Genomic DNA, 15,176 nt, shown 5'->3' on the forward strand with positions numbered 1-15,176 from the left:
GCGTCAAACCTGTGCCAGGAAGCGTTGGAGAATGCGTTCTTTATCGAGAAATTCTGCGGCGTAGTTCAACGCCACCGCGTTGTACGCAGGCAATGCCAACACCCGCTCGATCCCTTCATTCAGGGCGGTGACCGATTCGGGCTCGACCCGCACGGCAATGCCCGGATGCTCATCGCACAAGCGACCAAGGGTGGTGTCGGGGTCGGCGGTGATGATTGCATGGCCGCCGACGGCCAGAATGTTGGTCAGCTTGGAGGGCAATACCGAATCCGCCGCGCCGCGTTTCTGGATCACTAAATGGACGTCCGCCGAGGCCAGTAGCGCAGGCAAGTCTTCATAGGCCTGTAACGGGGCGAAGACCACGTTGTGCAAGCCCTCGCGCTCTACGCGCTGCTGCAGACGGGCCTTGCCGGCGCCCTGGCCGACGATCAGAAACACCAGCTCCGGGCGATGGGCGTGGGCCTGGGCGGCATCGAGGATCAGTTCGAGCCCCTGCTTCTCGCCGATGTTGCCCGAGTACAACAGCACCCGCTTTCCCGCCGGCACGCCGAGCCGCTCCAGCAGCCTGCCGTTGCGCGGCACATCGAGAAACCGCTCGGTCTCCGACCAGTTGGGAAAGAACAGTAGGCGCTGAGCCTCGACGCCCTTGCCGGCGGCCTTATCGAGCATGCCGCTGGATATCGTCGAGACCCGATCAAAGCGCCGCAGCAACCCGCGCTCCACACCCCACGCCAGTCGCCGCAGTAAAGGGCTGCCGCCCAGGCCCAGGCCAAACATCGCATCGACTTCATAATCCTGGATATGCAGCACCGACTTGGCACCACACAGCCTGGCCAACAGCAACGCCTGGGGCGCGCAGAACAAGGTGGGCACCACCAGGATGACCAGGTCCGGCTTCCAGCGCAGTTGCCCCAATACCGCCAGGCACGAGCTGGCGGAAAAGCTCGCCAGGTGCAGCAAGCGTTTCAGCGCCGTGGGCTTGCGCGGCACGTACAACGGGCAGCGCACCACGGTCACGCCGTCGACCTGCTCGGTGCGAAAACGCCACGCCGAGTAGCCCTCGCTGACCTGCCATTGCGGGTAATACGGCGGCGCCGTGACCACCCGCACCTCGTGGCCCTTGCTGGCGAGCCAACGCGCCAGTTCACCGCTGTACTTGCCGATGCCAGTCAGCTCGGGGCTGTAGTTGATGCCATACAAGAGGATCTTCATCACTGGCCCCGAGGCTGTTCGAGGGCTGCGAGATAGGCGTTGTAGGCATCGCGCAGGCCCTCTTCCAACGGCACGTAGGCTTCCCAGCCGAGGGCGTTGATACGGCTGACATCAAGCAACTTGCGCGGCGCCCCGTCGGGCTTGCTGGTATCAAAACGCAAACGCCCCTTGAAGCCCGTGACCCGCGCCAGCGCCTCCGCCAGTTCGCGGATGGTGCAATCCACGCCGGTGCCGACGTTGACGTGGGAGCGCATGGGCTCGGTGTGTTCGCCATAGCGCGCCTGACTGAGCTCCATCACATGCACGCTGGCGGCCGCCATGTCATCCACATGCAGAAACTCGCGCCGTGGCGCGCCGCTGCCCCAGATCAGCACGTCTTCATCACCGCGCTGCACCGCCTCATGGAAACGGCGCAGCAAGCCGGCGATCACATGACTGTTGTGCGGGTGGTAGTTGTCGCCCGGGCCGTACAGGTTGGTCGGCATCACACTGCGGTAATCGCGCCCGTGCTGGCGGCTGTAGCTTTCGCACAGTTTGATGCCGGCGATCTTGGCCACGGCGTAGGGTTCGTTGGTCGGCTCCAGCGAGCCCGAGAGCAGCGCTTGCTCGGTCATCGGCTGGGCGGCGAGCACCGGGTAAATGCACGATGAGCCGAGGAACAACAACTTGAACACCCCATGCGTGTGCGCGGCGTGGATCACATTGGCCTGGATCATCAGGTTCTGGTAGATGAAATCGGCAGGGTACGTGGCGTTGGCATGAATCCCCCCGACCTTGGCCGCTGCCAGGTACACCTGGTCGACCCGTTGTTCGGCGAAATACGCCTGCACCGCTACCGGGTCCAACAGGTCCAGTTCATCACGGCAGGCGGTGAGGATCTGGGTATAACCCAAGGCCCAGAGGCGGCGCACGATGGCCGAGCCGACCATGCCGCGATGGCCGGCGACAAAGATCCGCGCGTTCAGATCACGTGCCATGCTCAGTTCTCCACGGCAATCGGCGCATCGTGGCCGTGCAGGCGCAGCAACGCATGGCGCCGCGCGATTTTCAGGTCTTCACGCACCATCTCCGCACACATCTGCTGGGCGCTGATTTCCGGCACCCAGCCCAGTTTCTGCTTGGCCTTGGAGGGGTCGCCCAGCAGCGTCTCGACTTCCGCCGGGCGGAAGTAGCGCGGGTCCACCCGCACAATCACGTCGCCCACCAGCATGCCGGGCGCCAGGTCGCCGTCGATGTGCTCGACCACCCCGACTTCCTCCAAGCCCGCCCCGACAAAGCGCAAGCGCAGCCCCAACTCCGCCGCCGACCAGCGAATGAAGTCGCGCACCGAATACTGCACGCCGGTGGCGATCACGAAGTCCTCAGGGCTGTCCTGTTGCAGCATCATCCACTGCATGCGCACGTAGTCCTTGGCGTGGCCCCAGTCGCGCAAGGCGTCCATGTTGCCCATGTACAGGCATTGCTCCAGGCCCAGGGCGATGTTGGTCAAGGCGCGGGTGATCTTGCGCGTGACGAAGGTTTCGCCACGACGCGGCGACTCGTGGTTGAACAGGATGCCGTTGCAGGCATACAGCCCGTAGGCTTCGCGGAAATTCACGGTGATCCAGTAGGCATACAGCTTGGCCACGGCATAGGGCGAGCGCGGGTAGAACGGCGTGGTTTCCTTTTGCGGGGTTTCCTGCACCAGCCCGTACAACTCGGACGTGGAGGCCTGGTAGAAACGGGTCTTCTTTTCCAGGCCGAGCAGGCGGATGGCCTCGAGGATGCGCAAGGTGCCGAGGGCATCCACGTCGGCGGTGTATTCCGGCGAATCGAAGCTGACGGCCACGTGGGATTGGGCACCGAGGTTATAGATCTCGTCCGGCTGGATCTGCTGGATGATGCGCGTCAGGTTGGACGCATCCGCCAGGTCGCCATAGTGCAGGATCAGGTTTTTATGCGGGGCTTGGGGGTCTTGGTAAATGTGATCGATGCGCTGGGTATTGAACGACGAAGAGCGGCGTTTCAAGCCATGCACGACGTAGCCTTTTTCCAGCAGAAGTTCCGCCAGGTAAGAGCCATCCTGCCCGGTTATCCCGGTAATAAGCGCGACTTTTTTCATGTCTATCTCCCAAATAATAGGCGAACGAAGGCCGACACCCGAACTTGGGTGTTTGTTAAAAATGGTCAGTTACTTCGGTGTGGGCAGCGTCAAGTTATGTCCGGTCAACGTTGAAAGTTCGCGGATAATTGCGTCCTTGTCGTGTAAGTGAGCAATCGCGGTTTCCAGTTCAAGCACCTTGGCGCCCACCAGAAAGCGGTACCAGTAACCTTGGAGCACGTGATAAACCAGGCCGCTGCGGCCATCGAGAAAACCCAGTTGAATGATGTAGCGCCAGAGGAAGTACGCGGTCGAACTCAAGGTAAACGGCACGCGGTTATACACACGGTTTTTAACCAGGCGCTTGAGCCTGGCCTGGAACGAACTGTGCCCCTCATTCAATTCATGGCGCACCGCAAATAACCCCCGGCGCGAGTTGATGATCTCGATCGCTTCCCGGGTCGCGTACTGGTTGTGCTTGTGGGTGAAGAACGTCAAGTCATGCAGGTTGTGATCGGCAAACCCGCCTTCCAGGGTGATGGTGCGGCCCTCGGCCACTGAGATGTGCTCGTCCATCCAACGATCTTCGATGCGCCCCTGCCCCGTGCGCCATAGCCGCAGCATCTGCAACGGGTAGCGGCCGCCATGGCGCACCCAGCGGCCCATGAAAATATGCTTGCGCTTGAAGTTGATGCCGGTGATGTCCTGGTCCAGCGTCGGTAGCCGCGTGTTGATTTGCGCCGCCAGGTCGGCCTCGATGATTTCATCGGCATCCAGGCGCATCGTCCAGTTACCGGTGACCGGCAAGTTATCCAGCGCCCACTGGAACTGCTTGGCCTGGTTGACGAACGCATGCTGCACCACCAGGGCACCGTGGCGCCGGGCGATCTCGCAGGTGTCGTCGCTGGAGAACGAGTCGACCACCAGCACTTCGTCGCTGAAGGCGCGCACCGATTCGATCGCGCGGGCGATATGCAGGCTTTCGTTGTAGGTGAGGATGATCACACTGACGGTTTCGCGGTTCATGTCAGCCACCGTGCAGGTGAGGCAGGTTAAACGGTGCGGTCATCAGGCTTGACTCCCTTGTCGTGGCGCAGGCGCTTGCAGATGCCGGGTCCGCTGACCGATCTGCCGGGTCGGATGCCCGGCATGCACGGTCCACGGTTGCGCGATGTTTTTGATGACGAGCGCGCGGGCGCCCACTACGACGCCATCGGCAATACACACGCCCAGCGTGATAAAGGCCTCGGCGCACACCCACACGTGCTCTCCGAGCACGATAGGTTTGGCGTAAAGTTGAAAGTTGCGGCTGTTGTAGTCATGCGACCCGCCGCACAAGTGCGCGCCCTGGGAAATCACGCTGTAGCGCCCGATAGAAATCAGCGCCATGTTGTAAATGTTGGTGTCATCGGCAATGCCGACATGGTCACCCAGCTCGAGATTCCACGGCGCCCACACTTTGGCGCGCGGATAAACATGCACACCTTTGCCAAGACGGGCACCGAACAGCCGCAACAGAAACGCCCTCCACCCATGAAAGGGGCGCGGGCTGGTGCGGAATAACAGCACATAGACCATGTTCCACAGTTGCCGCCGCAACCGATGGGACAATGAAAATGAAGCAGCACGATAAGGGTCATTGCCTTGGAGGATCATGCAAGGCACTCCCGCACGATCTCCAGCAAACGCTGCGCACCGCGCTGGATATGAAAGCGCTCGGTGAAACAGCGGCGGGCGCGCCCGGACATGTCCGCATACTGCTGCGGGTCGAGCTGCAACCAGCGCCGCAGGTTATGCACGGCGCCCGCCACCGTGTCGTCGCTCACAAAGCCGACCGCATCGGCTTCAATTTCGCGCCATATGTTGACCTTATTGCTGATCAGCACCGGTTTGCCGCAGGCCAGCGCCTCCGCCACGACCACGCCGAAATTCTCCTGATGGGAAGGCAGGCAAAACACCTCGGCGGCATAAAAGGCGCCCCATTTCGCTGCGCCCTGCAACATGCCGGGCCACGTCACGCGGTGGGCAATCCCCAATTGCACGGCCTGCGCTTGCAGCGTCTGCACCCAGCCGCCTTGATCGGGCCCGGCCATGACCAGGTGCAAGCGTTCGTCTTCGCCAGCCACTTGGGCAAAGGCGTGCAGCAGGTGGTCGCAACCCTTTTTTTCGTGGATGCGGCTCAGGAACAACAGCACCCGTTTACCCGTCAACTCGCGATGCTCATCAACAAAGCGCTGCGCCAGCACTGCACCGCCCGCGGGCGGACTGGCGGTGCCATAGGCGGTGACCGTCTCTTTGGCGCGATACAGCCAAAATGACTCGCGCGCACGGATTTTCTCTTCCTCACTGGTAAACACCACACGCTGGGCGTCCCTCAGCACGCGGTATTCACCCCACGGCCAGTACAACCACTTTTTCAAATGTTTGAGCGGATATGCGTGCTTGAACCAGGGGTCGAGCATGCCATGGGTATAAACGATGTAAGGCCGACCCAACTTGTGCAGGACCTGGCGCGCAATAAACCCGTGGTACTGCCACAAACCGTTGACGATGAAAAAGTCGTAGTCACTGGCGTGCTGTTCCAGCCATTCGCGGATCTTGGCGTTTACGCCATACCCAAACAGGCTCGGCCCCATGAAGTGAACGGTGCCCGGGTAGTCGACGGCAAAGTCTGCATCCAGCGTCAAGACATCCACGAGATGCCCGTTCTGCAGCAGAATCTTGTCAATTTCGCGGGCAGCGTTGATGGGGCCGCCCTTTTCCGGTTTAACCGAAGAGATGATTCTTAATAACTTCAAGTGCTGTCCGCTCATCCGTTGAATTGATTCAAGTCTTCTTGCAGGCGGCAAGAATCAGGCAGGCGTAGAACACGCCAAAGGCCAGGAATGTGCCCTGCATGGTCATGACCCCATTGAATAAAATCGGCGCCAGGAAACCGCACAGCAGTAATGGAACGCCCGTGCCCTGCCTGATCAGCGCCTTATAGGCTTTCAGAAGTAACCAGATCAGTAAGAAGATCCTGAACAGGATAAAGAGCGCCCCGACGGGAAGGCCCAACTCCAGGATGATCCGCGACCATTCATCTTCGGCCAGCAAAAACCCCGCACCTTGCTCACGCCCCGCGCGTAATAGCGCCGAGGCGGCATTCGTACCCGAGCCGATGCCGTGCCCCCAGAGGGGCGCATCGTCGACTACGCGGGTGAACGCATACAGGCTGGAGAACGCCCGGGTAACCGGCGAACCTTCACTGGCGACGGCACTCCGGTTGCGTTCGACGAGGATCTGATAACTGTCGGACGACATGAAAATCAGCAAGCTGACAAACAGTGCGGCCACCAGGAAAAACAGCGACAACAGGTTTCTTTGCGACTTCTTGATCAAGGCAACCATCAACGCCGCCAGCAGCACAATGGCGGCATACGCATAGATGGCCCTCGATCCCGTCAAGAAACACATCACCGCCACCGAGGCTGCCGACACCGGGAACAACAGGTATCGTTTCGCGAACACCGCGCGAAACAAGGCCCGGTCGAAAATCGCCGCCACCAGGAAGGCAAAGCAGGCGGACACGTAAACAACGTGCCCTGCGGTGAATGTGAACGTTCCATACGGCCGGACAACGCCGTCGGCGATCATGAAAATGAAGTCATCGTCGCCAATGCCTTTGTTGACGTAGGCTTGCGGTCCAGACGAATACTGCATGACCACCAGCACGCTGATGGGAATCGCCGCGAACAGCGTGATCCGGGCGAAACGGTAGACATCCGCCAGTTGCAGGGTTTTTCCAGCAACGAATATCAGCGGGAAGTACAGCAAGTAGTTCCTGACGCCATAGCCGTAGATGACCAGCCCTTCAGGGCTGCTCAACAAAAACGCGGAGACCAGGACAAAGAACACCACCAGCAACATCACGAAGTACGCCGACAGCAGGTTCTTTGAAAAAAAACCGAACCTGAACGCGTACCAGTAGATATAGAGAACAATCGGGTCTTTGATGAAATAGATCGCCGAGCTCAGACCCGGCAGCAGCCACTTGCGCAAAACCCCTTCAAACAAAATAAACAGATAGATCAGTACAAACGCGCTGACTACGCGTTTTCTGTAGCGTTCCTTCAGGCTGGACGGCTCAGGGTTGGCCAAGGATTGCATCCAGCACCTCCTTGGCGTAGGTGTCCCAGGTCGTTCTACCCGCCGAGAACACCGCGTTGTGCTTCAGCGCACTGAGCTTTTCACTGTCACCGGCCAGCTCAACCAGGCGGGCAGCAATGGCCTCGGCGGAACGGATCGGCACCACGTACCCATTGAAACCGTCGACAATCAAATCCGCCGCGCCACAATTTTGCGAAACGATGACCGCTGTCCCCGTGGACAGTGCCTCACCCACCACCAGGCCGAATGCCTCGGCGAGTGAAGGCAAGACCAGCACGTCGGCCGCCAGCAACTGGCGGATGACCTGATCGTGGGGCGCCGAGCTGAACCAGCGATACTTCTTCAGCTCGGTATTGAGCGCCTGGTTGCGCCCATTCGCATAGTCGGCACCGATTACGGTGACATCCAGGGCAACGCTGTCTGACGCAATCTTCAGCGCCTCGAAAAAATACGAGATGCCCTTCTGCTGGGTCAGCGCGCCCACAAAAACCACTTTCAGCGGCCCCCCGGCCCGCACATCCACCTCTTTGTGGACCATCGGCGCAGGCGCGCCATAGGGGGTCACCGCTACTTTGTGATGGGCGATACCGGACTCACCCAAGGTGCGTTTGGCAAACGTGCTTGCCACGATGATCCGATCCGCCAACGCCAATTCGGCGGTCTGCTTGCGAATGGTATTTTCACTGATGTTCGGAACGCTCGCCCGCCACGCGGGGTTCGCTTCGCGCTCATGGTCCAGCATCATGCACGCGTAGGAAATGGAGCCGAAGGCCGCCTCATAATTCAGCGTGATCCCGCCAACCGCCCTGGCGGCGGTGAACAAGGCCTTGCACTTACCGTCATAGCCGTACACCTGCCTGGGTTTGCGCGCGGTTTTGTACAAGAAATCCGCGCTGGCCTGATCAATATGCGCGTACACATTTTCCGGGCAGAACATCCCGATGTTGCGTTGCGTCAGGCTGTACCACTTCAACTTGTCACAGAGCACGCGCGGCACATCGTAGCGCGGGTAGCTGTGCAGCAACGCGCCGTCGACCATGTCGAACGTGCGCCGCAGGCACTCCTTGCCGACGACGGGAAGACGGCAAAGCCATGAATCTTTATGCAACGCCAGCGAGCTATGAAACGAGTGCAGCAAGCGCCGTTGATTCAACGCGCCCAACAGAGCGCGAACGTTTTGATTACCCACCGGGTGAGAGACCAGGATCATCTTATTTACCCATCCAGGCTTCAACCACGGCACTCGATCTGACCGGGCTGTAGGTGAACGCGCACGCGGCGCGACGTTTGATCACGACCGCCGGGTTACCCGCCACGATAGTGAAAGGCGCTACATCGCGAACAACGACACTGCCCGCACCGACCACGGCGCCTTCACCGATGGTCACCCCCGGCAAGATGATCGCGCCCGTGGCAATCCACGCGTAATCGCCAATCACCACCGGCGCGACCTTCAACCGCCAAGCGGGATCGTCCACGCCATGCGTGCCCGTGAGGATTCGCACACCGTCATTGATCGCAACCTGCCCGCCAACCTTCACGGGTGCGTGCAATTGGATAAACGCGCGCTTGCCGATAAAGCTGCCCGCGCCGATGCTGAAACGGCCGACGGCACCTTCAAACTGCGCATCGTTGATCATCACCAGCGCACCGATAGTCGCGCCCTGTCGACGCAGCCGGCACTGGCGGCGGTTGGCCTGGATCAAGCGGCTGAGCAGCAGCACTCGCTTGGCCAGGTATTTCAACCCGGCAAGCGTGAACGGGCTCACCCTGACTCGATGCTGGAACAGGTAGTTAATTAACACGGGCCATCCTCTGTTCAAGACGAAAGAACCCGCGTTTGGCAAAGCAGAACAACACCACTTCGGTGACCACCAGCACATAACAGACACCCAGCAGACCGAAGTCTTGAGCCAGGCAAAAAACCGCCAGAACGCTGGCCATCGACACCAGCATGAAGACCACTGCAAACGACGAGTAGGAAGCGGTTGCCATCATGGCCACCCAATACACCTGCCATGCCACATGCGTCAGTGCGCCGACAATCAGTACCAGCATGACGGTCGCCGAGTAATCCGCCTTTCTTCCCGACCAGACATCGAATATCGATCCGCCGAATACCACGATCAGCGCGCCCATCACACAGGCGATGGGCAGTGAAAACCTCAGCGCATACCGAATCATTTTCCTGACCAACTGGTTGTCACCGACGGAAAATGCATAAGAGATTTCCGGCCAGATCGACTGATTCACCACCGTGGAAAACTGCACCAGCACCCTTGAGATCGTTCGGTACAGACCGAATATCGCGGCATGGGCCGGTGACAGCAGTATCGACAACAAAATCGTCAGGCCTTGAACATTCAGCGCCAGCCCGATGGGAAAGGCCAAAGAGGCCAGCGAGGGTTTTATCAAGGTGATAAATGCCCTCTTCCCAACCGCCGAGGGATGGAAACACAAGCTGATGCCCAGTCGATCGGCAAGCAGATTCTTGACGACAATGCCGCTCAAACGGACGATCAACAGCGCCAGGCTCGTGGCAACCAGGCTATGGGTGAGATACGCGCACAGTAAGGCGGTGGACCATTCCAGCATCCTGATCACATTCATGATGAAGGACGACAAAGGCAACGCCTTGTATGCCCGGTAACGTATCGAAACCATGTTGGTCAGCAGGCACAGCAACGAGTACCCGGTCAACGCCGAGAGGATCAACACCCCATCGCCGCTCCTGATGGACTTGAGATTGAGCAGACTGAAAAGGTCAAAAAACGCCAGTGAACCAACCGCCAGCAATAACACGCTAACCCCCGCCAACAGCAAAAACGCAAAGCTGGTGCTGTAGACCGCACTGGCAACCTTCAACCGGCCTCGCTCATGCCAAATCACCACCTTGCTCGAGGCGGCGGTCGTGACCCCAAGATCGGATAACGCCAGGTAGGTGGGGATCGCTGACAGCACGACCCATTCGCTGTAGGCGCCAAACCCCCAGCTGGCGATCAGGACCGGAACACTCACCAGTTGAATCAGCAGATTGACCACCTGACCAAACGAGTTGGCGCCAATGCCGTTGACGACTCTTTTAAGCACACTCATGGGAGGACCTATACCGTGTTGAGAGGTCGCCCAATGGAAATGTACTCAATGCCTTTCCTCAGCACGCTGCCGGGGTCGAACAAGTTACGCCCGTCAAATATCAACGGCTGTTTGAGTTGCTGTTTGATCGCGTTGAAATCCGGCGCCTTGAATGCCTGCCACTCGGTGACAATCATCAACGCATCCGCGCCTTTGAGGCAGGCTTCCTTGGTGCCGCACAACCGCAAGTCGTCCCGGTCGCCATAAATGCGCTGGGTTTCTTCCATGGCTTCCGGATCATAGGCCTGCACCCTGGCCCCCGCGCGCCACAACGCCTCCATCAGCACGCGGCTGGGAGCTTCGCGCATATCATCGGTATTGGGTTTGAAACTCAGCCCCCAGAGCGCAAAGGTCTTACCCGCCAGCTCGCCATTGAAGTGGCTGGATATTTTGTTGAACAGGGTATGTTTCTGTTCGGCGTTACGCCGCTCCACCGCCTTGAGCAGCGTGGCATCGAAGTCGATGCTGTCGGCGGTCTGAATCAACGCCTGCACGTCTTTGGGGAAGCACGACCCGCCGTAACCGACGCCGGCGTAAAGAAACTGATAGCCGATGCGCGGATCGGAGCCGATCCCTTGGCGAACCATCTCGATATCGGCCCCCAACCGCTCGGCCAGGTTGGCCATCTCGTTCATGAAACTGATCTTGGTGGCGAGCAGGCAGTTGGCCGCATACTTCGTCAGCTCGGCGCTGCGTACATCCATCACGATGATTCTGTCGTGATTGCGATTGAACGGCGCATAGAGCTCGCGCATGACCGCTTCGGCCCGTGGGCTGGCCGTGCCAATGACAATGCGGTCCGGCCTTGTGCAATCGGCGACCGCACACCCTTCCTTGAGAAATTCCGGGTTGGACACCACATCGAAGGTCAAGTCGCTACGCTCGCGCTGAGCCAGCATGGCCGCGACACGCGCGCTGACCTTATCGGCCGTCCCTACAGGGACCGTGGATTTGTCGATGATCGTCAGCGGCGCGTCCATATGCAGGCCGATGGTTTCGGCGACCGCCAGCACGTACTTGAGGTCCGCAGAACCATCTTCGTCGGGAGGCGTACCCACGGCGATAAACTGCACTTCGCCATGTTTGACCGCGGCCACGGCATCGGCGGTAAAGTTCAGGCGACCGCCCGCATGGTTGTCCCTGACCAGGGCCTCAAGGCCAGGTTCATAGATCGGAATATGACCCTGATTGAGACGCTCGACCTTCGAAACGTCGATGTCGATGCAAAGCACGTCGTGACCGACGTCAGCAAGTACCGCGGCCTGGACCAGGCCGACATAACCGATGCCAAAAACTGTAACTTTCATAGCGTTTCTCTTTGAACCTGCGGCCAGTGGTGAAAAGGCTGCTCGTTGGACGTCGATTGCCGGTAGCGCAAGATCAAACGCTGTCTGACTTGTAGTCGTAGTTGTAATAGCTGTAGGCGCCATAGCCGTATTTGGCGGATGAGCGTTTTTCGATGCCATTGAAGATCGCGCCTTTGAGCTCGATACCGCTCTGCCGGTAACGGCGCATCGTCAACTCCACTTCACGCACGGAGTTCACCTCGAAGCGAGCCACGATCAGGTTGGTGCCCGACTGACGACCCACGATGGTTGCGTCAGTCACCGCGAGAAACGGTGGCGTATCCAGAATCACTAGGTCATACAGCGCACTGACCTGTTCGAGGAACGCGCTGAAATTGGCGTGCATCAGTAATTCAGAGGGGTTCGGTGGGACTTGCCCGCGCCCGAGGAAGTCGAGGTTTTCCACTGCCGTGTGGTGGATGGCTGCGGTGAGTTCGCAGTGTTTGGCCAGCACGTCAGACAAGCCATTTTCAACCGACACGCCGAAGACCTTGTGCAAGTAGCCTTTGCGCATGTCCACGTCGACCAACAACACCCGCTGCCCTGAATGGGCAACCACCGCCGCCAGGTTCGCCGATACAAACGTCTTGCCGACCTGCGGGCTGGGCCCGGAGATCATCAGGCGATTGTTAGCGGCTTCCAGCATGGCGAAATGCAAACTGGTACGCAGGCTGCGCAACCCTTCAATCGCGGGGTCAGACGGATGACTCATGGCCAACAGTCGTGCCTCACCGACCCGGTCTTTACGATAGTTTTTTTGATCCAGCTCTTTTTGGATCGTACTGAACGGGATCGCGGCGTAGACCGGAAGGCCGAGCTTTTCCAGGTCATTGGGGTTGGTAACGCCGCGGTTGAGCGCTTTGCGAAACATCACCAATGCGATTGCGACAAAGGCCCCAAGCAGTGTGGCAATCACGATGATCAGCGCCTTCTGCGGCCTGACCGGATTTCTCAAATCAACATCGGCGGTGTCAATGAGCCGCACATTGCCCACGGTGCCGGCGCGCATCACGTCCAACTCTTGATACTTGTTCAGCAGCAGCGTGTAGATCTCGGTGCTGACCTTCAAATCGCGGGTCAGGCTCAGCAGCTCCTGCTGGGTGGTGGGCAGGCTCTCGACCTTCTTGGCCAACTCATCCTGGCGCGCGGTCAACTCTGCCAATTGAGTCAGTAACGCTTTGTACACGGGATGCTGAGGGGTGAACTTACGTTCTATTTCCGCCTGCTGCATCTTGAGTTCGGAGATGCTGGCGTCCAACGCGACGATCTGATCCAGGATCGCTTTCGCTTCCAGGCTGATATCGATGGTCTTGTTGCGGATCTGAAATTGATTTAACGCCGCTTCCGCCTGTTCGACATCCTTGCGCACTTGCGGCAGTTGGCCCTTAAGAAACGCCAGGCTTTGCGCGGCTTCTGCCGAAGTACGGTCAATATTTTGCCGCACATAGATGCGTGCGACCTCATTGAGTACTTGAATCGCATCGCCAGGGCGCGCGCTTTCCAGCGCCAGCCCGATAATGCCCGACTCCTTACCGCGTTCTGCCACGTCGAGCAATTTCTGATAGCGCAAAATGCTGCTCAGGCGCGGTGAGCGGACAACGCTGAAAGACGTGCCTGGATTGGCGCGAAGCTGTTCGACACGTAGCTTGATGCCGTTGCTGTCGTAGAAACGACCCACTTGGCCCTCAAGCAAAATAGCCTCGTCCTGGTCCGACAGCGTGAAGCTGCCGGCGCTGCCGGCGGTCAGCGTCAGCTCCTGGCCCAGCAGATTGGCGGGAAGGCGCAACTCGGAAAACTTCAGTTCCTCCCCACCCCAGGCGAAGCTGCTCAATCCCAACCAGGGTGCAGCCACAGCATCCTGTCCAGCGGGCTTGAAACGACGGGCGACAAAGTCCCCCACCAACGGGAAACGCTTGGGTTTGACCTCAAGGTCCAGGTTCAGATTATCAACGGCGGTCCCGATGGTGATCCGGGAGCGGATGAGTTCGACTTCCGTCACCGTCGGCGATTCTTTGCCCAGTAGGCTGCCAACATCCGAGAAGCCCAGCATGTCGCCCTTCTTCGGCTCGACCTGAACTAACGCGGTCGCCTGATAGATCGGCGGCGTCAACACCGAATAGGCTGCGCCAAGGGCCATAAAGGCAATACTGATTCCACCGATCAACCATTTATGATCCAGCAGCGTACCCACCAGGGCCATAAAGTCCAAATCGGTGTCATCAGAATGCTGTGAAGTTACCGCAGTTGCTGATTGCATAAGTCAGTTCTTTTTCTTACAAATAGTCTAGGAATGGCACAGGGTGCAAGACGCCCGGCTCCATGCACGTACAACGGCTACACTCGATACACACACGCTAACTAGCACCTGACAACACAACCGCCCCAACACTTGACGCTCAACTCACGAACCACTTTCCCAATATTCCAGTAGAGGCTTCAAGCGATCATCTCAGACTTTAAATAACCTCTAGACAACATCAACCAGCCAACAATTGCGCCCACGCATCAGTTGCTTGCTCGATCAATACATAAGCCTGTATAAAAGCGGGTTTGCCTTGCCGGTAAGGGTCTTTGATCTCTCTATTACACTGCCACTTCCCCAGCAGGAAAACCTTGCCTCGAGCGACGGGCGCGAGTTTGAGCACCTCCTCGATTTGCCACTGTTCCATTACAAGAATCAGGTCCGCATCGCTCACCACCGCGCTCGTCAATTGGCGCGCCTGATGCGGTTGAGAAGTATGCCCATGCTCTTCCAGCACCCGTGAAGCCGTGGCCTCCAGCGGGTGTTGATGCAGCGCCGCCAGCCCAGCCGAACTTACCTGTATATCGCTCGAAGCGAGTGCGGCACGCAGCAAGTTTTCAGCCATAGGGCTGCGACAAATATTGCCGACGCACACAATCAAAACCTTATTAAACAATGCCATCTCCCACACACCGCAAAGTACTGATCAGCCAAAGCAAAGAATAGAAAACATCAACGCCAGCACACAGCACTCTGAAACAAGCCCGGCAATTATGTTCACAGGCGACAAGATCCGACCATCGATTGAGACAGACAATAAATAACATAACCGCCTACTGGCTGACTAAAAATAACATTCGCTTACTTTTGTTCTTCTTCAGAATAAAGTGCCCACTGAACATAGCGACGGGGCACGGCCATGAAAAGTTCAAAGTTACTCGTAGAGCGTATTGGCCTATTCCCTTCTTCGGGAAACATTCATCTCAACGTCGATAACTCGACAACGGTAGTA

General features: G+C 58.6%; 13 protein-coding genes. All 13 read right to left on the reverse strand.

Features of this window, described 5'->3' with window-relative positions:
* Positions 1-3 precede the first annotated feature (3 nt).
* The gene (locus ACP7CJ_RS24670) at positions 4-1,212 is read right to left on the reverse strand and encodes a glycosyltransferase WbuB (RefSeq protein WP_276193502.1); all 1,209 of its coding nucleotides are present in this window, start codon (positions 1,210-1,212) and stop codon (positions 4-6) included.
* Positions 1,212-2,189: a GDP-L-fucose synthase gene (gene fcl, locus ACP7CJ_RS24675; protein WP_276193504.1), complete on the reverse strand. Its 978-nt coding sequence runs from the start codon at positions 2,187-2,189 to the stop codon at positions 1,212-1,214. Before fcl ends, ACP7CJ_RS24670 begins: the two co-directional genes overlap by 1 nt.
* Positions 2,190-2,191: 2 nt before the next feature.
* Entirely contained in the window at positions 2,192-3,313 is a 1,122-nt protein-coding gene (gmd, locus tag ACP7CJ_RS24680) for a GDP-mannose 4,6-dehydratase (protein ID WP_276193506.1), read from the reverse strand.
* Positions 3,314-3,382: 69 nt separating this feature from the next.
* Positions 3,383-4,318: a glycosyltransferase family 2 protein gene (locus ACP7CJ_RS24685; RefSeq protein WP_426102451.1), complete on the reverse strand. Its 936-nt coding sequence runs from the start codon at positions 4,316-4,318 to the stop codon at positions 3,383-3,385.
* A gap of 42 nt (positions 4,319-4,360) precedes the next feature.
* Complete coding sequence (locus ACP7CJ_RS24690; protein ID WP_426102453.1) at positions 4,361-4,948, reverse strand: putative colanic acid biosynthesis acetyltransferase; 588 nt, start codon at positions 4,946-4,948, stop codon at positions 4,361-4,363.
* Positions 4,945-6,090 carry a glycosyltransferase gene (locus ACP7CJ_RS24695; protein ID WP_276193511.1) on the reverse strand — a complete coding sequence of 382 codons (1,146 nt, stop codon included), beginning with the start codon at positions 6,088-6,090 and terminating at the stop codon, positions 4,945-4,947. Before ACP7CJ_RS24695 ends, ACP7CJ_RS24690 begins: the two co-directional genes overlap by 4 nt.
* A 28-nt stretch (positions 6,091-6,118) precedes the next feature.
* A complete protein-coding gene (locus ACP7CJ_RS24700; protein ID WP_276193512.1) occupies positions 6,119-7,441 on the reverse strand; it encodes an O-antigen ligase family protein in 1,323 nt (440 codons plus the stop codon).
* The gene (locus ACP7CJ_RS24705; protein WP_276193513.1) at positions 7,419-8,651 is read right to left on the reverse strand and encodes a glycosyltransferase family 4 protein; all 1,233 of its coding nucleotides are present in this window, start codon (positions 8,649-8,651) and stop codon (positions 7,419-7,421) included. Before ACP7CJ_RS24705 ends, ACP7CJ_RS24700 begins: the two co-directional genes overlap by 23 nt.
* Before the next feature lies 1 nt (position 8,652).
* Positions 8,653-9,246 carry an acyltransferase gene (locus ACP7CJ_RS24710; RefSeq protein WP_276193514.1) on the reverse strand — a complete coding sequence of 198 codons (594 nt, stop codon included), beginning with the start codon at positions 9,244-9,246 and terminating at the stop codon, positions 8,653-8,655.
* Positions 9,236-10,537: a lipopolysaccharide biosynthesis protein gene (locus ACP7CJ_RS24715; protein WP_276193515.1), complete on the reverse strand. Its 1,302-nt coding sequence runs from the start codon at positions 10,535-10,537 to the stop codon at positions 9,236-9,238. The genes ACP7CJ_RS24710 and ACP7CJ_RS24715 overlap by 11 nt, the downstream gene beginning before the upstream one ends.
* Positions 10,538-10,545: 8 nt before the next feature.
* A complete protein-coding gene (locus ACP7CJ_RS24720) occupies positions 10,546-11,883 on the reverse strand; it encodes a UDP-glucose dehydrogenase family protein (RefSeq protein ID WP_426102455.1) in 1,338 nt (445 codons plus the stop codon).
* A 73-nt stretch (positions 11,884-11,956) separates the two neighbouring features.
* Positions 11,957-14,179 carry a polysaccharide biosynthesis tyrosine autokinase gene (locus ACP7CJ_RS24725; protein ID WP_276193517.1) on the reverse strand — a complete coding sequence of 741 codons (2,223 nt, stop codon included), beginning with the start codon at positions 14,177-14,179 and terminating at the stop codon, positions 11,957-11,959.
* A gap of 220 nt (positions 14,180-14,399) precedes the next feature.
* On the reverse strand, positions 14,400-14,846 hold the full coding sequence (locus tag ACP7CJ_RS24730) for a low molecular weight protein-tyrosine-phosphatase (RefSeq protein ID WP_426102457.1): 447 nt from the start codon (positions 14,844-14,846) through the stop codon (positions 14,400-14,402).
* Positions 14,847-15,176: the final 330 nt, after the last annotated feature.

The sequence above is a fragment of the Pseudomonas sp. PSPC3-2 genome, assembly GCF_049897085.1.
GTDB classification, from domain to species: domain Bacteria; phylum Pseudomonadota; class Gammaproteobacteria; order Pseudomonadales; family Pseudomonadaceae; genus Aquipseudomonas; species Aquipseudomonas paraveronii.